This window comes from Streptomyces sp. SCL15-4 (genome assembly GCF_033366695.1).
In the GTDB taxonomy this organism is placed as follows: Bacteria; Actinomycetota; Actinomycetes; order Streptomycetales; family Streptomycetaceae; genus Streptomyces.
Window position 1 is genome coordinate 3373579 of the sequence record NZ_JAOBTQ010000001.1, and the last position, 17614, is coordinate 3391192.

Genomic DNA, 17614 nt, shown 5'->3' on the forward strand with positions numbered 1-17614 from the left:
GGAGCCGCATCCCGATGTCCGAGCCGGAAGAGCGTCACGAGATCCAAGGGATCGACATTCACACGACCGCGGGGAAGCTCGCGGATCTCCAGCGGCGCATCCACGAGGCGACGCACGCCGGTTCGGAACGCGCCGTCGAGAAGCAGCACGCCAAGGGCAAGCTGACGGCCCGTGAGCGGATCGAACTGCTGCTGGACGAGGGCTCGTTCGTCGAGCTGGACGAGTTCGCCCGGCACCGCTCCACGAACTTCGGCCTGGACCGCAACCGTCCCTACGGCGACGGTGTGGTCACCGGCTACGGCACCGTCGACGGCCGCCCGGTCGCCGTCTTCTCCCAGGACTTCACCGTCTTCGGCGGCGCCCTCGGCGAGGTCTACGGCCAGAAGATCGTCAAGGTCATGGACTTCGCGCTGAAGACCGGCTGCCCCGTCATCGGCATCAACGACTCCGGCGGCGCCCGCATCCAGGAAGGCGTCGCCTCCCTCGGCGCGTACGGCGAGATCTTCCGCCGCAACACGCACGCCTCCGGTGTCATCCCGCAGATCAGCCTGGTCGTCGGCCCGTGCGCCGGCGGCGCGGTCTACTCCCCGGCCATCACCGACTTCACCGTCATGGTCGACCAGACCTCGCACATGTTCATCACCGGCCCGGACGTCATCAAGACCGTCACCGGCGAGGACGTCGGCTTCGAGGAACTGGGCGGCGCCCGCACCCACAACACCGCCTCCGGCGTGGCCCACCACATGGCCGGCGACGAGAAGGACGCCATCGAGTACGTCAAGCAGCTGCTGTCGTACCTGCCGTCCAACAACCTCTCCGAGGCGCCGGCCTATCCGGAGGAGGCGGACCTCGCCGTCACCGACGAGGACCGCGAGCTGGACACGCTCGTCCCCGACAGCGCCAACCAGCCCTACGACATGCACACGGTGATCGAGCACGTCCTGGACGACGCCGAGTTCTTCGAGACCCAGGCCCTGTTCGCGCCGAACATCCTCACCGGCTTCGGCCGCGTCGAGGGCCGCCCGGTCGGGGTGGTCGCCAACCAGCCGATGCAGTTCGCCGGCTGCCTGGACATCACCGCCTCCGAGAAGGCCGCCCGCTTCGTGCGCACCTGCGACGCCTTCAACATCCCGGTGCTGACCTTCGTGGACGTGCCCGGCTTCCTGCCGGGCGTCGGCCAGGAGCACGAGGGCATCATCCGGCGCGGCGCCAAGCTGATCTACGCCTACGCCGAGGCCACCGTCCCCCTCATCACCGTCATCACCCGCAAGGCATTCGGCGGCGCCTACGACGTCATGGGCTCCAAGCACCTGGGCGCCGATCTCAACCTGGCCTGGCCCACCGCCCAGATCGCCGTCATGGGCGCCCAGGGCGCGGTCAACATCCTGCACCGCCGCACCATCGCCGAGGCGGACGACGCCGAGGCCACCCGCGCCCGCCTGATCCAGGAGTACGAGGACACGCTCCTCAACCCCTATGTCGCGGCCGAACGCGGCTACGTCGACGCCGTGATCATGCCCTCCGACACCCGCGCGCACATCGTCCGCGGCCTGCGTCAACTGCGCACCAAGCGGGAATCCCTCCCTCCGAAGAAGCACGGCAACATCCCCCTGTAGGCCCCGCCGACCCCGGGAGCGGTCATGAACATCAAGGTCGTACGAGGCAACCCGACCCCGGAGGAGCTGGCCGCCGCCCTGGCGGTGGTCCGCGCCCGCGCCGCGGCGGCGGCCACCGCGCCGTCCGGCGCGCGGGGCCCGAGGGACGCGTGGTCCGATCCGGCCCGCCTCGCGTCCCGGCACGTCCCGGCGCCGGGACCGGCGTCGTGGACGCGGACCTACTGGCCGGGCCAGGGCTGACCGGACGGCGGCGGGAGCCCCGGGTGCCGATTTGAGTACGCCTACTCAGGCACCGGCACCCGGGCCGGCCGCACGCTGGGAGCATGCTGTGGTCAGATCCGGAGAACGAGCCGCCCGAGGAGCTGCGCGAGGCGCAGAACATGCTCCGGCGGCTCGGTCTCCTCATGGCGCTGGCCATGGTCCTGGTGATGATCGTGATCGGCCTGAGGTGAGCCGCCCGGCGCGCCGTGGCTAACCTGACCGCATGACTGCCAACCACCGCAGGCGACTCGTGCTCGCCTCCCAGTCCCCCGCCCGGCTGGGCCTGCTCCGGCAGGCCGGACTCGCCCCCGAGGTCATCGTGAGCGGCGTCGACGAGGACGCCGTCACCGCGCCGACCCCGGCGGAGCTGGCGCTCGCCCTGGCCGAGGCCAAGGCGTCGGTGGTCGCGGCACGGCCCGAGGTGCAGGGCGCCCTGGTGATCGGCTGCGACTCGGTGCTGGAACTGGACGGCCGGGCGCTCGGCAAGCCGGCCGACGCCGAGGAGGCCACCGCCCGCTGGAAGGACATGCGCGGGCGGGCCGGGGTGCTCCAGACGGGGCACTGCGTGTGGGACACGCAGGCCAAGCGGTACGTGTCGGCGACCGCCTCCACCGTCGTCCGGTTCGGCGAGCCCAGCGACGCCGAGATCGCCGCCTACGTGGCCTCCGGAGAGCCCCTCCACGTGGCCGGCGCCTTCACCCTGGACGGCCGTTCGGCGCCGTTCATCGAGGGCATCGAGGGCGACCACGGCAATGTGATCGGCATCAGCCTGCCCCTGATCCGCAGGCTCCTGGCGGAACTGGGCGTCGGCATCACGGAGTTGTGGGCGCCGGAGCGGTGACCTCGGCACGGACGGCGCCCCGGGGCGGGACGGAATCCCGGGGTTCGTCGTCGCCGTCCCGGGGCTCGTGCGTACGGTCCGCCGGCGCGTCCCCGTCGACGGGTTGCGCGTCCGGCCCCGGCCCCGCCGCCGGCCCGGCGCCCGGCCCGGGCGGACCGCCGGCGGCCACACCCTGCGGGCCGGCCGCGCGGTCGTACGTCATCAGCAGCAGCACGATCAGCCCGAGGACGACGATCATGAACACGAACGCCGTCCAGCCGAACAGACCCCAGGCGAACGCGCCGAGCAGGCCGTGCACCACGGCGGCGCTGATCAGCGCGACGCGGCCGAAACCGGCCGGCGCGCGGTCGCGTACCGCGACGAGCAGGGCCACCAGTGCGCACAGCGCGAAGTAGAGCCCGAAGACGATGCCGGCGATCTTCGAGGACATCGCCATGACGTCCGGATCCAGGCCGGCCAGGGACATCTTCTGGCGGTCGACGACCACGCCGAGGAGCCAGTTCACCGCCACGACGAACAGCGCCTCCGCGAGGAGGACGACCGCCACGACCCATGCCACCGGTCTGCGCACCACCGGGCCCCACCCACTCTCACGCCGACAGCCTGTTACTCCAGGTACGTTCGAGACACCGCGAACGCTACTAACGGGTAAACCAAGGGACAAGGGTTCGGGTGGCAGCAAAGAATCATTGGGCCATTCGTAGGGACTCGACAAAGAATCAGAGTGGGCCGCAGCACGCCCGCACAGAGACCTTGGCCACATGACAGGGCTAGGGTTTCCCGCAGGAGTCCTGCGTACCGCGGTGCGACATGGGCTTTCTCTGGTCGAGCGAGCCTCGTATCACGCTCCGTGTGGGCAAGCTCACCATCGGGGACGGGTCGAAGTGCCGTGTCGGCAGTCCCTAAACTCGGCTTGTTTCAAGGAGGGAGCCTCAATCGTGCGCAAGGTGCTCATCGCCAACCGTGGCGAAATCGCTGTCCGCGTGGCCCGGGCCTGCCGGGACGCCGGGATCGCGAGCGTGGCCGTCTACGCCGACCCGGACCGGGACGCTCTGCATGTCCGCGCCGCGGATGAGGCGTTCGCCCTGGGCGGTGACACCCCGGCCACCAGCTATCTCGTCATCGACAAGATCCTGAACGCCGCCCGCGAGTCCGGCGCGGACGCCGTCCATCCGGGTTACGGCTTCCTGTCGGAGAACGCGGAGTTCGCGCAGGCCGTCCTGGACGCGGGTCTGGTCTGGATCGGCCCGCCGCCGCAGGCCATCCGGGACCTGGGGGACAAGGTCGCCGCCCGGCACATCGCGCAGCGCGCGGGTGCGCCGCTGGTCGCCGGCACACCGGACCCGGTGAGCGGTGCGGAGGAGGTCGTGGCGTTCGCCGAGGAGCACGGCCTGCCGATCGCGATCAAGGCCGCGTTCGGCGGTGGCGGCCGCGGCCTGAAGGTCGCCCGCACCCTGGAGGAGGTCCCCGAGCTGTACGAGTCCGCCGTGCGTGAGGCGGTCGCCGCGTTCGGCCGCGGCGAGTGCTTCGTCGAGCGCTACCTCGACCGCCCGAGGCACGTGGAGACGCAGTGCCTGGCCGACAAGCACGGCAACGTCGTCGTGGTCTCCACCCGCGACTGCTCCCTGCAGCGCCGCCACCAGAAGCTGGTGGAGGAGGCCCCCGCACCGTTCCTGTCCGAGGAGCAGCGGGCGGAGCTGTACCGGGCGTCGAAGGCGATCCTGAAGGAGGCCGGCTACGAGGGCGCGGGCACGTGTGAGTTCCTCGTCGGGCAGGACGGCACGATCTCCTTCCTGGAGGTCAACACCCGCCTCCAGGTCGAGCACCCGGTCACCGAGGAGGTCGCCGGCATCGACCTGGTCCGCGAGATGTTCCGCATCGCCGACGGCGAGGAACTCGGCTACGGCGATCCGGTCCTGCGCGGTCACTCCTTCGAGTTCCGCATCAACGGCGAGGACCCCGGCCGGAACTTCCTGCCCGCTCCCGGCACCGTCACCCGCTTCGACGCGCCCTCCGGTCCCGGTGTCCGTCTGGACGCGGGCGTGGAAGCCGGCAGTGTGATCGGCCCGGCCTGGGACTCCCTGCTCGCCAAGCTGGTCGTCACCGGCCGCACCCGCAGGGAGGCGCTCCAGCGGGCCGCGCGGGCTTTGGAGGAGTTCCAGGTCGAGGGCATGGCCACCGCGATCCCCTTCCACCGCAAGGTGGTCACCGATCCCGCCTTCGCCCCCGAGGTCCACGGTCAGGACGGCCCGTTCACGGTCCACACCCGCTGGATCGAGACCGAGTTCGTCAACGACATCAAGCCCTTCACCGCTCCCGCCGGCACCGAGGCGGAGGAGGAACTGGGCCGCGAGACCGTCGTGGTCGAGGTCGGCGGCAAACGCCTGGAGGTCTCCCTCCCCTCGTCCCTGGGCATGAGCCTGGCGCGTACGGGTCTGGCGGCCGGGGCCAAGCCCAAGCGGCGCGCGGCGAAGAAGTCCGGCCCCGCCGCCTCCGGTGACACCCTCGCCTCCCCGATGCAGGGCACCATCGTCAAGATCGCCGTCGAGGAAGGCCAGCAGGTCGAGGAAGGCGACCTCGTCGTCGTCCTGGAGGCCATGAAGATGGAACAGCCCCTCAACGCCCACAAGTCCGGCACCGTCAAGGGCCTCACCGCCGAAGTCGGCGCCTCCCTCACCTCCGGCGCCGCCATCTGCGAGATCAAGGACTGAACCGCAGTCGTACGGCAGCGAGCCGGCCCCTGGCGCACGTCGCCGGGGGCCGGCCGCGTTCGGGGGCGCGGTCGGCACGGTCGGTGGCGGGAGGCGCGGTGAGAACGTGCACGCGGCGGCAGCGCCGCCCGGCCGCCCCGGGCTGCCACCGGACATTCCCGGGGGCCGGCTGAGCCGCCGTGGCCCGCCACGGTCCCGCGACGGTGGCCGCGACCACGCTGTGAACGGCGTCGGCGCACGCCGTGGTCACTCTCGTCCGGCGAGCCGCCGGCCGGGCCGTCCGCGCCCGTGCGCAGCGGCCCCCTTGGGCAGGCCGCTCAGCGCCGCCGCAGATCCGCCACGCGTCCCCGTTCGGACGGGGCCGGGTCGGGGAGAGGGGTGGTGGAGCGGAGGGCGGACGTGCCGGGGAGGTGGCTTCTGCGGGGTCCCGGCAGGGGCGTGCGGCGGCCCGCCGGGACCTGGTCACCCCCCGGGTTTCCGCTCGCCCCCGCAACGGCGATCTGGACGCCCTGGTCGGCGAGGGCCTGGAGTTCGGTGACCGCGCGGTCGTCGTGGGCCGGGGGCTCGTCGGTGACCAGGCGGGTGATCAGGTCCGTCGGCACGGTCTGGAACATCGTGTCCGTGCCGAGCTTGGTGTGGTCGGCGAGGACCACGACCTCCGCGGCGGCCTGGACCAGGGCCCGGTCGACGGATGCCGAGAGCATGTTGGAGGTGGACAGGCCCCGTTCGGCGGTCAGGCCGCTTCCGGAGAGGAAGGCCTTGGAGACGCGCAGGCCCTGGAGGGACTGTTCGGCCCCGGAGCCGACGAGGGCGTAGTTGGAGCCGCGCAGGGTGCCTCCGGTCATCACGACCTCCACCCGGTTGGCGTGGGCCAGCGCCTGGGCCACCAGGAGGGAGTTGGTGACGACCGTCAGGCCCGGCACGCGCGCGAGGCGGCGGGCCAGCTCCTGCGTGGTCGTACCCGCCCCGACCACGATGGCCTCGCCCTCGTCGACGAGGCTCGCGGCGAGATCGGCGATGGCGGTCTTCTCGGCGGTCGCGAGGTGCGACTTCTGCGGGAAGCCGGACTCGCGGGTGAACCCGCCCGGCAGCACCGCACCGCCGTGCCGGCGGTCGAGGAGTCCTTCGGCCTCCAGTGCGCGCACGTCCCGCCGTACGGTCACTTCGGAGGTCTGGACGACGCGGGCGAGTTCACGGAGCGACACGGCACCGTTCGCTCGCACCATTTCGAGGATCAATTGGCGACGTTCAGCAGCGAACACGAAACTGACAGTAACCCCAGCGACCGTCTGCTTTCAGCAGTTTGCGCCGAATAGCAGAAGTTGTTCGCAGAGTGCGGTGCGAAGTGATATAGGGCGCCGACCGGCCCGGCCTCGCCGTCCGTCGGCGCCCCGATCCCCCGTGACCAGCGGAAAGCCGGCCGGGTCCGTCAGCCCTCCGCGCTCGCCCTGCGGGTGTGCAGCTGGCGGGCGACCTCCGCGATCGACCCCGAAAGAGAGGGGTACACGGTGAAGGCGTTCGCGATCTGTTCGACCGTCAGATTGTTGTCGACGGCGATCGAGATGGGGTGGATCAGTTCCGAGGCGCGCGGCGCCACCACGACACCGCCGACGACGATCCCGGTGCCCGGCCGGGAGAAGATCTTCACGAAGCCGTCCCGGATGCCTTGCATCTTCGCGCGCGGGTTGCGCAGCAGCGGCAGCTTGACCACGCGCGCGTCGATCTTGCCGGCGTCCACGTCCGCCTGCGTGTAGCCGACGGTGGCGATCTCGGGGTCGGTGAAGACGTTCGAGGAGACCGTCTTCAGGTCCAGCGGGGCCACCGCGTCGCCCAGGAAGTGGTACATGGCGATGCGCCCCTGCATGGCGGCGACGGACGCGAGGGCGAAGACGCCGGTCACGTCGCCGGCCGCGTAGACGCCGGGAGCGGTGGTGCGCGAGACCTTGTCGGTCCAGATGTGCCCGGACTCGCGCAGCTTGACCCCGGCCTCCTCCAGGCCCAGGCCCGCGCTGTTCGGAATGGCGCCGACGGCCATCAGGCAGTGGCTGCCGGTGATGACCCGGCCGTCGGCCAGCGTGACCTCGACCCGGTCGCCGACGCGCTTGGCGGACTGCGCGCGGGAGCGGGCCATGACGTTCATGCCACGGCGCCGGAAGACGTCCTCCAGCACGGCGGCGGCGTCCGGGTCCTCGCCGGGCAGCACGCGGTCGCGGGAGGAGACGAGGGTGACCTTGGAGCCGAGGGCCTGGTAGGCGCCGGCGAACTCGGCACCGGTGACGCCGGAACCGACCACGATCAGCTCTTCGGGCAGCTCGGTGAGGTCGTAGACCTGGGTCCAGTTGAGGATGCGCTCGCCGTCGGGGCGGGCGTCGGGCAGCTCGCGCGGGTGGCCGCCGGTGGCGATGAGGACGGCGTCGGCGGTGAGGGTCTCCTCGGTGCCGTCGGCGGCGGTGACGACGACCTTCCGGGACCCGTCCAGGGCCTGCATGCCGTCCAGCCGGCCGCGCCCGCGCATGACCCGGGCGCCGGCGCGCGTGACGGAGGCGGTGATGTCGTGGGACTGGGCGAGCGCGAGGCGCTTCACCCGGCGGTTGACCTTGCCGAGGTCCACGCCGACCACCCGGGCCGACCGCTCCAGCGGCGGGGTGTCGTCGGCGACGATGATCCCCAGCTCCTCGTAGGAGGAGTCGAAGGTGGTCATCACCTCGGCCGTAGCGATAAGGGTCTTCGACGGCACGCAGTCGGTCAGCACCGACGCTCCGCCCAGACCGTCGCAGTCGACGACGGTCACCTCCGCGCCGAGCTGGGCGGCCACCAGGGCCGCCTCGTATCCGCCGGGTCCGCCACCGATGATCACGATCCGAGTCACGTACTCCATTGTCCCGCACGCTTCAAGGTGCCACTGCCCCGGGGCACCGCCGGGTCGCTCCCGTGACGCACGGGGTGCGCGGGGCGGCTGCCGTACCCTCTCCCCATGTCGCTCTATGCCGCCTACGCCGGCAACCTCGACGCGCGCCTGATGTCCCGCCGCGCCCCGCACTCCCCGCTGCGCGCCACCGGCTGGCTGAACGGCTGGCGGCTGACCTTCGGCGGCGAGCAGCTGGGCTGGGAGGGCGCGCTGGCGACGATCGTCGAGGACCCACTGGCCCAGGTATTCGTCGGGTTGTACGACATCGCGCCCATGGACGAGGAGGCGCTCGACCGGTGGGAAGGGGTGGGGCTCGACCTCTACCGCCGGGTCCGCGTGCGCGCGCACACCCTGGACGGTGAGGAGCCGGCCTGGGCCTACGTCCTCAACGGGTACGAGGGCGGGCTGCCGTCGGCGCGCTATCTGGGCGAGATCGCCGACGCGGCGGAGTCGGCGGGGGCGCCGCACGACTATGTGATGGAACTCCGCAAGCGTCCCTGCTGAGTCCGGGCCGAGTCCGGCGCCAGGCCCGTTATCTCCCGTTTTGCCCACCCTTTGTGGAAAACGACAAGGCAACGGACCCAATCCCGTGCGCTCTGTCATCTACGCGCGTAGGCGAAGAGCGGTTACCCTCATCGGCGTGAACGCATCTCTTCTTCCGGACGACATCCAGGGCGACCCCTACGCCGCCGCCGACGCCGCCGCCGCGCGCCTGCGCGCCCTCACCGGCGCCGAGACCCACGACGTCGCCCTCGTGATGGGCTCCGGCTGGGCTCCGGCCGTCGACGCGCTGGGCGCTCCCGACGCCGAGTTCCAGGTCACCGAGCTGCCCGGCTTCCCGCCGCCGGCCGTCGAGGGCCACGGCGGCAAGGTCCGCTCGTACTCCTTCGGTGACAAGCGCGCCCTGGTCTTCCTCGGCCGCACGCACTACTACGAGGGCCGTGGCGTCGCGGCGGTGGCGCACGGCGTGCGCACGGCGGTCGCGGCCGGCTGCAAGACCGTGGTGCTCACCAACGGCTGCGGCGGTCTGCGCGAGGGCATGCGCCCCGGCCAGCCGGTGCTGATCAGCGACCACATCAACCTGACGGCGACGTCCCCGATCGTCGGCGCGAACTTCGTCGACCTGACGGACCTGTACTCGCCGCGGCTGCGCGCCCTGTGCAAGGAGATCGACTCCACGCTGGAGGAAGGCGTCTACGCCCAGTTCCCCGGCCCGCACTACGAGACCCCGGCCGAGATCCGCATGGCCCGCGTCATCGGCGCGGACCTGGTCGGCATGTCCACGGTCCTGGAGGCCATCGCCGCGCGCGAGGCGGGTGCCGAGGTGCTGGGCATCTCCCTGGTCACCAACCTGGCCGCGGGCATGACCGGCGAGCCCCTCAACCACGAGGAGGTCCTCCAGGCCGGCCGTGACTCGGCGGCCCGGATGGGCCAGCTGCTGACGCAGGTGCTGGGCCGCATCTGAGCCGGTGCGGCGCCGGGCGCGTGCGGCCGTGACGGCGGCGCGCCCGCTCGTCCCCGGTCCGGCCGGGCAGGTGGGCAGACGGGGCCCGGGGGCGGAGCCTCCGGAAGGACCAGGCAAACACGGAGAGGTTGATCCCAAGGTGCACGACGATCTCATCGCCCGGGCCGAGGCTTGGCTCGCCGAGGATCCCGACCAGGACACTCGCGACGAACTCGCCAAGCTGATCGACGCCGGCGACACGGCGGAACTGACGGCCAGGTTCAGCGGCACGCTCCAGTTCGGCACGGCGGGCCTGCGCGGCGAGCTGGGCGCCGGCCCGCTGCGCATGAACCGCAGCGTCGTCATCCGCGCCGCCGCGGGTCTCGCCGCGTACCTGAAGAAGCAGGGCCGAGGCGACGGCCTGGTCGTCGTCGGCTACGACGCCCGGCACAAGTCGGCCGACTTCGCCCGGGACACCGCCGCCGTGATGACCGGCGCCGGCCTGCGTGCCGCCGTGCTCCCCCGGCCGCTGCCCACCCCCGTGCTCGCCTTCGCGATCCGGCACCTCGGCGCGGTCGCCGGCGTGGAGGTCACCGCCAGCCACAACCCGCCCCGGGACAACGGCTACAAGGTCTACCTCGGCGACGGCTCCCAGATCGTGCCGCCCGCCGACGCGGAGATCGCCGCCGAGATCGACGCCATCGCCTCCCTGCACGACGTGCCGCGCCCGGACTCCGGCTGGGAGATCCTGGACGACTCGGTCCTGGACGCCTATCTGGCCCGTACGGACGCCGTCCTGGCGCCGGACTCCCCGCGCACCGCCCGCACCGTCTACACGGCCATGCACGGCGTCGGCAAGGACGTGCTCCTCGCCGCCTTCGCCCGGGCCGGCTTCCCCGAGCCGGTCCTGGTCGCCGAGCAGGCCGAGCCGGACCCCGACTTCCCGACGGTCGCCTTCCCGAACCCGGAGGAGCCGGGCGCGATGGACCTGGCCTTCGCCCGGGCCCGCACGGCCGGCCCGGACCTCGTCATCGCCAACGACCCCGACGCCGACCGCTGCGCGGTGGCCGTCCGGGACGGCGCCGACTGGCGGATGCTGCGCGGCGACGAGGTCGGCGCGCTGCTCGGCGCCCACCTGGTGAACCGCGGTGCGCGAGGCACCTTCGCGGAGTCGATCGTCTCCTCCTCCCTGCTCGGCCGGATCGCCGGGAAGGCGGGGCTGCCGTACGAGGAGACCCTGACCGGCTTCAAGTGGATCGCCCGCGCCGACGGCCTGCGCTACGGCTACGAGGAGGCCCTCGGCTACTGCGTGGACCCCGAGGGCGTGCGCGACAAGGACGGCATCACCGCCGCGCTGCTGATCACCGAGCTGGCGTCGGTGCTGAAGGAGGAGGGCCGGACCCTTCTCGACCTGCTCGACGACCTCGCCGTGGAGCACGGCCTGCACGCCACCGACCAGCTGTCGGTGCGGGTCCAGGACCTGTCGCTGATCGCGGACGCGATGCGCCGGCTGCGCGAGCGGCCGCCGGCCGAGCTGGCCGGCCTGCCCGTCGTCCGGGCCGATGACCTGAGCCTCGGCTCGGAGAGCCTGCCGCCCACCGACGGCCTGCGCTACACCCTGGACGGCGCCCGGGTCGTCGTCCGCCCCAGCGGCACCGAGCCGAAGCTGAAGTGCTACCTGGAGGTCGTCGTGCCGGTCTCCGCACCCGCCGGCCTGCCGGCCGCCCGCGCCCGCGCGGCCGACCTCCTCACCGCCATCAAGCACGACCTGTCGGCGGCCGCGGGCATCTGACCCACGTCCCTTCGAGCCGCCCGGGGCCGGGCACCCTCAGCAAGGAGCCCGGCCCCGACACCACGCCTCCGGCGGCCCGACCCCGCACCCGGGCGTCCGAACCCCTTCACCGGCCACTCCGCGCCTGCGGACGCCGAGGGCGCCGCCTTCGCGCCGGGACGCCGCGGAAACCCCTCACCGACCCGACGGCCCGACGCCCTACGCCGGAACGGACCCCGTACCACCGGCAAGAGACCGGCCCGGGTCCCGGGCCGTTCACCGGCCAGACCCGCCCTCATCCCACCCCGCACCCGCGAACGCCGAAACCGCCGCCGCACCGAGACTCTCCGGAAGCCCGCCACCGGCTCGAGGGCCCGACGCCCTCCGGCGGAACGGGCTCCGTGCCGCCACGGCGAACGGCGCCGGGCCCTCGTGGGAGCCCGGCGCCGCGGAAGAGTCGCAGGGCGGCCTCGGCAGTCGTGGAAGCCGCAGGCCGGCGGGAGCGGACCGCGTCCGGCCGGTCTCAGCCCGTGGCGAGCAGGATCGCCAGGAGTACCGCGCCGGCGACCGCGGGGGCGGCCACCTCGTAGGCCCAGCGGACCGTGACCTCCCCCTGCGCCGGCTCGGTCTCGCCGTGCTGTTCCAGGAGGGCGCGCAGGTCGTCCATGACCTTGTCGGTGTCGGCGCGGGCCGGGCCGGTGTCCGGGCCGCGCAGGGAGAACCCGCCGAGGCCCAGGCCGCTCGGCCCGAGCCCGCCGCCCCGGCCGCCCGGCGCCACGCCCCGGGCCGCGTCCGCCGCCGCCCGCTGCTGCCGGCGCGCCGCCTTCTTGCGGGCGCGCAGCGAGACGGGGACCGCCCACAGCTGGTACTTGGAGCCGGACCTGGCGAGGACCTCGTTGGTGTAGCCGGAGCGCAGGCCGGAGACCTCGCCCCAGGGCAGGCTGATCACCCGGAACGGGTTGCGCACCCGCAGCCGCTCCTCGTTGGCGAAGACCGCCGGGCGGAGCGTGAAGGCGAGGATCAGCGGCACGACCAGGATCAGGCCGGCCAGCGCCAGCCACGGGGTGCGGCCGTGCCCCTTGAACAGCGCGTCGAAGCCCAGCCAGAGCACGACCAGGAGCAGCAGCGCGCCCCCCGCCAGCCCCAGGGGTGAGCGGTAGATCCGGTCCTTGCCGGCGGGCACCGGAGGCTGTGACGCGGGTGACGGGTGGTCCGGGGTGGTCATAGGCCCGATTCTGCCCCACGCCCCTCGCCGTGCCACCGCCCCGCCCGGAAGCGGTGCGACCACCCCGCCCGGAAGCCGTGCGGCCGTCCCGCCCGAACCACCCCTCACGCGTCACCGTCATGCGCCCGGCGCCATCCCCGCGACGGGCCCCGCGTCCGGTGCGCCGTCTCGGGACTTCCCATCCGCTACGCGCGTAGATATGCTCGTCTGGTGACCATGCCCACTACCGCATCCTCAGCCCACGTTCTCTCGGACGTCGCCGCGTCCGACAGCACGCTGCGCCGCTTCCTGCACGGGCTGCCCGGCGTCGACGCGGTCGGCCTGGAGGCGCGCGCCGCGTCCCTCGGCACCCGCTCCATCAAGAACACCGCGAAGGCGTACGCCATCGACCTCGCCATCTCGATGGTCGACCTGACGACGCTGGAAGGCGCGGACACCCCGGGCAAGGTCCGGGCGCTCGGCGCCAAGGCGGTCCACCCCGACCCCACGGACCGTACGACGCCCGCGACGGCCGCGGTCTGCGTCTACCCCGACATGGTGGCCGTCGCCAAGGAGGCCGTCGCCGGTTCCGGCGTGAAGGTCGCCTCGGTGGCCACCGCCTTCCCGGCCGGCCGCGCCGCGCTCGACGTGAAGCTGGCCGACGTGCGCGAGGCCGTCGCCGCCGGCGCCGACGAGATCGACATGGTCATCGACCGGGGCGCCTTCCTGTCCGGCAGGTACCTGAAGGTGTACGACGAGATCGTCGCCGTGAAGGAGGCCTGCGGGACGAGCGCCCGGCTGAAGGTCATCTTCGAGACCGGCGAGCTGTCGACGTACGACAACATCCGCCGCGCCTCCTGGCTCGGCATGCTGGCCGGCGCCGACTTCATCAAGACCTCCACCGGCAAGGTCGCCGTGAACGCGACCCCCGCGAACACCCTGCTCATGCTGGAGGCCGTGCGCGACTTCCGGGCGCAGACCGGCGTCCAGGTCGGCGTGAAGCCGGCCGGCGGCATCCGCACCAGCAAGGACGCGATCAAGTTCCTGGTGCTGGTCAACGAGACGGCGGGCGAGGACTGGCTGGACAACCACTGGTTCCGCTTCGGCGCCTCCTCGCTCCTCAACGACCTGCTGATGCAGCGCCAGAAGCTGGCCACGGGCCGCTACTCCGGCCCCGACTACGTAACGGTGGACTGAAACATGGCATTCGAGTACGCTCCCGCGCCCGAATCGCGCGCGATCGTCGACATCGCCCCGTCGTACGGCCTGTTCATCGATGGGGAGTTCGTCGAAAGCTCGGGTGGGGGTCTCAGCAAGACGGTCTCCCCGGCCACCGAGGAAGTACTCGCCGAGTACACCCAGGCCAACGCGGAAGACGTCGACCGCGCGGTCAAGGCCGCCCGCAAGGCGTTCGAGAAGTGGTCGGCGCTGCCCGGCGCCGAGCGCGCCAAGTACCTGTTCCGCATCGCCCGGATCATCCAGGAACGCAGCCGCGAGCTGGCCGTCCTGGAGACGCTGGACAACGGCAAGCCGATCAAGGAGACGCGCGACGCGGACCTCCCGCTGGTCGCCGCGCACTTCTTCTACTACGCGGGCTGGGCCGACAAGCTCGACCACGCCGGCTTCGGCGCGAACCCGCGCCCGCTGGGCGTGGCCGGCCAGGTCATCCCGTGGAACTTCCCGCTGCTGATGCTGGCCTGGAAGATCGCCCCGGCGCTCGCCACCGGCAACACGGTGGTGCTCAAGCCCGCCGAGACCACCCCGCTGTCGGCCCTGTTCTTCGCGGACATCTGCCGCCAGGCCGGCCTGCCCAAGGGCGTGGTCAACATCGTGACCGGTGACGGCCGGACGGGCGCCGCGCTGGTCGCGCACCCGGACGTGAACAAGGTGGCCTTCACCGGCTCCACGGCCGTCGGCAAGGAGATCGCCCGTACGGTCGCCGGCACGGCGAAGAAGCTCACGCTCGAACTGGGCGGCAAGGGCGCGAACATCGTCTTCGACGACGCGCCGGTCGACCAGGCCGTCGAGGGCATCGTGAGCGGCATCTTCTTCAACCAGGGCCAGGTCTGCTGCGCGGGCTCCCGCCTGCTGGTGCAGGAGTCGGTCCGGGACGAGGTGCTGGACGCCCTCAAGCGCCGGCTGTCCACGCTCCGCCTCGGCGACCCGCTGGACAAGAACACCGACATCGGCGCGATCAACTCCGCCGAGCAGCTGGCCCGGATCACCGCGCTGGCCGAGCAGGGCGAGGCGGAGGGCGCCGAGCGCTGGTCCCCGGCCTGCGAACTGCCCTCCTCCGGCTACTGGTTCGCCCCGACGCTGTTCACGAACGTCACCCAGGCGCACACCATCGCCCGTGAGGAGATCTTCGGCCCGGTGCTGTCGGTCCTCACCTTCCGTACGCCCGACGAGGCCGTCGCCAAGGCCAACAACACCCAGTACGGCCTGTCGGCCGGCATCTGGTCCGAGAAGGGCTCGCGCATCCTGGCCGTCGCGAACAAGCTGCGCGCCGGTGTCGTCTGGTCCAACACGTTCAACAAGTTCGACCCGACCTCGCCGTTCGGCGGTTACAAGGAGTCGGGCTTCGGCCGCGAGGGCGGCCGCCACGGCCTGGAGGCGTACCTCGATGTCTGACCGTTTGAGTGTCTTCAAGACCTACAAGCTGTACGTCGGCGGGAAGTTCCCGCGTTCGGAGAGCGGCCGGGTGTACGAGGTGACGGACTCGAAGGACAACTGGCTGGCGAACGCGCCCCTCTCCTCCCGCAAGGACGCCCGGGACGCGGTGGTCGCCGCGCGCAAGGCGTTCGGCGGCTGGTCCGGCGCGACCGCCTACAACCGCGGCCAGGTCCTCTACCGCGTCGCGGAGATGCTGGAGGGCCGGCGCGAGCAGTTCGTGCGCGAGGTGGCCGACGCGGAGGGCCTGTCCAAGTCGAAGGCGGCGGCCGTCGTGGACGCGACGATCGACCGCTGGGTCTGGTACGCGGGCTGGACCGACAAGATCGCCCAGGTGACCGGCGGCGCCAACCCGGTCGCGGGCCCGTACTTCAACCTCTCCTCCCCCGAGCCGACCGGCGTGGTCGCCGTCGTGGCCCCGCAGGAGTCCTCCTTCCTGGGCCTGGTGTCGGTCGTGGCCCCGGTGATCGCCACCGGCAACACGGCGGTCGTCATCGCCTCCGAGAAGGCCCCGCTGCCGGCCCTGTCCCTCGGTGAGGTGCTGGCCACGTCCGACGTCCCGGGCGGTGTCGTCAACGTCCTGTCCGGCCGTACGGCGGAACTGGCGGCGCCGCTGGCCGCGCACCAGGACGTCAACGCGATCGACCTCGCGGGAGCGGACGAGGCGCTGGCGAAGGAGCTGGAGGTCGCGGCGGCCGACAATCTGAAGCGGGTCCTGCGTCCACAGGCTGTGGACTATTTCGAGACGCCCGGGACCGAGCGGATGACGGCGTTCCTGGAGACGAAGACGGTGTGGCACCCGACGGGGTCGCTGGGCGCGGGAGGATCTTCCTACTGAGAAGTTCCGTCCGGGGCTCCTCAGTGGCCCAGGGACGCGAGGACCGGGCCCGCCAGCGGCACGCTGCCCAGCGACGGGGCCTGGGCCAGCGGGCGCGTCAGCATCTGGGTGCCGACCGGCTGGAAGTCGGCCACCTGGGTGCCGACGCCGTTGTCCAGCGGGTCGACACCCGTGCCCGCCAGCGGGTTGGGCTTGAGGCCGGCGACCGGGCCGGTGACGTAGCCGACGATGCCGGTCAGGGCGCGCAGGCCGGCCTCGGGGTCGATGGTGCCGGTGTCGACGGGACGGTAGGTCACGCCCGTACCGGGGATCGTCTCGGCGGACGCGGTGACCGCGCCGGCGCCCAGGGCCGCTCCCGCGACGGCGAGGACGACCAGGGCGCGCTGCGCGGCGGAGTGCTGGGGAGAAGCGTGTCGGGCCATTGCTGATGCCACCTTCTGCTGCACTGGGTGATCGTGTCGGCACGAAGGGTAGTTGAGGTACGGCTCACGCTCAAAAGCCGACCCGCGGGCTCGGCAGGCGGTCCACCATGCGTCAAACTGGTGTTCCGTGAGCATTCATCCTCCGTCTCCCGCCCGTGTCGTGCTGCTGTGCGGCCCCTCGGGCTCGGGCAAGTCCCTCGTCGCCGCCCGCTCCGGGCTCCCGGTACTGCGCCTGGACGACTTCTACAAGGAGGGTGACGACCCGACCCTGCCGCTGGTGGAGGGGAGTTCGGACATCGACTGGGACCATCCGCGGTCCTGGGACGCGGACGTCGCGGTCGAGGCCATCGTCCGGCTGTGCGCCACGGGTTCGACGCCGGTGCCGGTGTACGACATCGCGCTGAGCGCCCGTACCGGCGAGGAGACACTGAGCATCGGCCGTACCCCGCTGTTCATCGCGGAGGGCGTCTTCGCCGCGGAGATCGTCGAACGCTGCCGGGAGCTGGGGGTGCTGGCGGACGCGCTGTGCCTGTCCCGCGGCGCGTTCACCACCTTCCGGCGGCGTTTCGTGCGCGATCTGAGGGAGGGCCGCAAGTCGGTGCCGTTCCTGCTGCGCCGCGGCTGGCGGCTGATGCGCGCGGAGCGCTCGATCGTCGCCCGTCAGGTGTCCCTCGGCGCGCACCGCTGCGACCGGGACGAGGCGCTGGGCCGGCTGGCGGCAGCGGCGGCGGGCCGCCAGGCGCGGCAGCAGACGCCGGCCCGGGCGTCGTAGCAAAGGCGCGGACCGCCGGGCGGCGGACACGCGAAACGGGACCGGCAGGCCCCCCGGACCACCAGTCCCGTTCCCGTTGTTCCCCCGTGTTCCCCCGTGTTCCCCCGCGGCTCCACTCCCCGGTGGAGCCCCGTATCCCCGTGCCCCCGCATTCCC

At 72.4% G+C, this 17614-nt stretch carries 17 protein-coding genes; 12 read left to right on the forward strand and 5 right to left on the reverse strand.

The features are described from left to right. Positions 1-14 precede the first annotated feature (14 nt). The 4 genes from SCK26_RS14430 (at position 15) to SCK26_RS14445 (ending at position 2718) form a co-directional block, all read left to right on the forward strand. Positions 15-1616 (forward strand): acyl-CoA carboxylase subunit beta, encoded by a 1602-nt coding sequence (locus tag SCK26_RS14430; protein ID WP_318201722.1) that lies wholly within the window; start codon positions 15-17, stop codon positions 1614-1616. A 24-nt stretch (positions 1617-1640) separates the two neighbouring features. Further along, a complete protein-coding gene (locus SCK26_RS14435; protein WP_318201723.1) occupies positions 1641-1856 on the forward strand; it encodes an acyl-CoA carboxylase epsilon subunit in 216 nt (71 codons plus the stop codon). A gap of 83 nt (positions 1857-1939) precedes the next feature. Then, positions 1940-2068: a morphogenic membrane protein MmpB gene (mmpB, locus tag SCK26_RS14440; RefSeq protein WP_318201724.1), complete on the forward strand. Its 129-nt coding sequence runs from the start codon at positions 1940-1942 to the stop codon at positions 2066-2068. Positions 2069-2100: 32 nt separating this feature from the next. Continuing rightward, complete coding sequence (locus SCK26_RS14445; protein WP_318201725.1) at positions 2101-2718, forward strand: nucleoside triphosphate pyrophosphatase; 618 nt, start codon at positions 2101-2103, stop codon at positions 2716-2718. On the opposite strand, the gene SCK26_RS14450 is transcribed toward SCK26_RS14445, so the two are convergent. Continuing rightward, positions 2690-3277 (reverse strand): hypothetical protein, encoded by a 588-nt coding sequence (locus tag SCK26_RS14450; RefSeq protein ID WP_412080742.1) that lies wholly within the window; start codon positions 3275-3277, stop codon positions 2690-2692. The two genes, SCK26_RS14445 and SCK26_RS14450, sit on opposite strands and share 29 nt — an antisense overlap. Before the next feature lie 379 nt (positions 3278-3656). On the opposite strand from SCK26_RS14450, the gene SCK26_RS14455 reads away from it, so the two are divergent. After that, the gene (locus SCK26_RS14455; RefSeq protein ID WP_318201727.1) at positions 3657-5429 is read left to right on the forward strand and encodes an acetyl/propionyl/methylcrotonyl-CoA carboxylase subunit alpha; all 1773 of its coding nucleotides are present in this window, start codon (positions 3657-3659) and stop codon (positions 5427-5429) included. Positions 5430-5746: 317 nt separating this feature from the next. Here SCK26_RS14455 and SCK26_RS14460 read toward each other — a convergent pair whose 3' ends face one another. Together SCK26_RS14460 and SCK26_RS14465 are read right to left on the reverse strand one after the other, a co-directional pair. Continuing rightward, the gene (locus SCK26_RS14460; protein ID WP_318201728.1) at positions 5747-6691 is read right to left on the reverse strand and encodes a DeoR/GlpR family DNA-binding transcription regulator; all 945 of its coding nucleotides are present in this window, start codon (positions 6689-6691) and stop codon (positions 5747-5749) included. Between the two features lie 167 nt (positions 6692-6858). After that, positions 6859-8307, reverse strand: a complete 1449-nt coding sequence (locus tag SCK26_RS14465) for an NAD(P)H-quinone dehydrogenase (RefSeq protein ID WP_318201729.1) — start codon at positions 8305-8307, stop codon at positions 6859-6861. A gap of 96 nt (positions 8308-8403) precedes the next feature. Here SCK26_RS14465 and SCK26_RS14470 point away from each other — a divergent pair, with 96 nt between their 5' ends. From SCK26_RS14470 to SCK26_RS14480, 3 genes are all read left to right on the forward strand, one after another. Continuing rightward, positions 8404-8841, forward strand: coding sequence for a gamma-glutamylcyclotransferase (locus SCK26_RS14470; RefSeq protein ID WP_318201730.1), 438 nt, complete (start codon positions 8404-8406; stop codon positions 8839-8841). A 136-nt stretch (positions 8842-8977) separates the two neighbouring features. Beyond that, positions 8978-9802, forward strand: a complete 825-nt coding sequence (locus SCK26_RS14475) for a purine-nucleoside phosphorylase (protein WP_318201731.1) — start codon at positions 8978-8980, stop codon at positions 9800-9802. 139 nt (positions 9803-9941) lie between these two features. Continuing rightward, positions 9942-11573 (forward strand): phospho-sugar mutase, encoded by a 1632-nt coding sequence (locus SCK26_RS14480; protein WP_318201732.1) that lies wholly within the window; start codon positions 9942-9944, stop codon positions 11571-11573. 502 nt (positions 11574-12075) lie between these two features. On the opposite strand, the gene SCK26_RS14485 is transcribed toward SCK26_RS14480, so the two are convergent. Beyond that, positions 12076-12777: a PH domain-containing protein gene (locus SCK26_RS14485; protein WP_318201733.1), complete on the reverse strand. Its 702-nt coding sequence runs from the start codon at positions 12775-12777 to the stop codon at positions 12076-12078. A gap of 216 nt (positions 12778-12993) precedes the next feature. Here SCK26_RS14485 and deoC point away from each other — a divergent pair, with 216 nt between their 5' ends. The 3 genes from deoC to SCK26_RS14500 are packed head-to-tail and all read left to right on the forward strand — an operon-like array spanning position 12994 to position 16264. Further along, the gene (gene deoC / locus SCK26_RS14490; protein ID WP_318206010.1) at positions 12994-13953 is read left to right on the forward strand and encodes a deoxyribose-phosphate aldolase; all 960 of its coding nucleotides are present in this window, start codon (positions 12994-12996) and stop codon (positions 13951-13953) included. A gap of 3 nt (positions 13954-13956) precedes the next feature. After that, positions 13957-15387, forward strand: coding sequence for an aldehyde dehydrogenase family protein (locus tag SCK26_RS14495; RefSeq protein WP_318201734.1), 1431 nt, complete (start codon positions 13957-13959; stop codon positions 15385-15387). Further along, positions 15380-16264 carry an aldehyde dehydrogenase family protein gene (locus SCK26_RS14500; protein ID WP_318201735.1) on the forward strand — a complete coding sequence of 295 codons (885 nt, stop codon included), beginning with the start codon at positions 15380-15382 and terminating at the stop codon, positions 16262-16264. Before SCK26_RS14495 ends, SCK26_RS14500 begins: the two co-directional genes overlap by 8 nt. A 20-nt stretch (positions 16265-16284) precedes the next feature. Here SCK26_RS14500 and SCK26_RS14505 read toward each other — a convergent pair whose 3' ends face one another. Continuing rightward, positions 16285-16686 (reverse strand): hypothetical protein, encoded by a 402-nt coding sequence (locus SCK26_RS14505; protein WP_318201736.1) that lies wholly within the window; start codon positions 16684-16686, stop codon positions 16285-16287. A 127-nt stretch (positions 16687-16813) separates the two neighbouring features. Between SCK26_RS14505 and SCK26_RS14510 the strand changes: the two genes are divergently transcribed. Continuing rightward, entirely contained in the window at positions 16814-17458 is a 645-nt protein-coding gene (locus SCK26_RS14510; RefSeq protein ID WP_318201737.1) for a uridine kinase, read from the forward strand. The last annotated feature ends 156 nt before the right edge of the window (positions 17459-17614 follow it).

What these genes read in the sequence shown, in the direction of transcription:
- SCK26_RS14470 (WP_318201730.1), top strand. Translation starts at nt 8,404, where the DNA reads ATGTCGCTCTATGCCGCCTACGCCGGCAACCTCGACGCGCGCCTGATG.
- SCK26_RS14430 (WP_318201722.1), top strand. Translation starts at nt 15, where the DNA reads ATGTCCGAGCCGGAAGAGCGTCACGAGATCCAAGGGATCGACATTCAC.
- deoC (WP_318206010.1), top strand. Translation starts at nt 12,994, where the DNA reads ATGCCCACTACCGCATCCTCAGCCCACGTTCTCTCGGACGTCGCCGCG.
- SCK26_RS14445 (WP_318201725.1), top strand. Translation starts at nt 2,101, where the DNA reads ATGACTGCCAACCACCGCAGGCGACTCGTGCTCGCCTCCCAGTCCCCC.
- SCK26_RS14495 (WP_318201734.1), top strand. Translation starts at nt 13,957, where the DNA reads ATGGCATTCGAGTACGCTCCCGCGCCCGAATCGCGCGCGATCGTCGAC.
- SCK26_RS14500 (WP_318201735.1), top strand. Translation starts at nt 15,380, where the DNA reads ATGTCTGACCGTTTGAGTGTCTTCAAGACCTACAAGCTGTACGTCGGC.
- mmpB (WP_318201724.1), top strand. Translation starts at nt 1,940, where the DNA reads ATGCTGTGGTCAGATCCGGAGAACGAGCCGCCCGAGGAGCTGCGCGAG.
- SCK26_RS14485 (WP_318201733.1), bottom strand. Translation starts at nt 12,777, where the DNA reads ATGACCACCCCGGACCACCCGTCACCCGCGTCACAGCCTCCGGTGCCC.
- SCK26_RS14435 (WP_318201723.1), top strand. Translation starts at nt 1,641, where the DNA reads ATGAACATCAAGGTCGTACGAGGCAACCCGACCCCGGAGGAGCTGGCC.
- SCK26_RS14465 (WP_318201729.1), bottom strand. Translation starts at nt 8,307, where the DNA reads ATGGAGTACGTGACTCGGATCGTGATCATCGGTGGCGGACCCGGCGGA.
- SCK26_RS14505 (WP_318201736.1), bottom strand. Translation starts at nt 16,686, where the DNA reads ATGGCCCGACACGCTTCTCCCCAGCACTCCGCCGCGCAGCGCGCCCTG.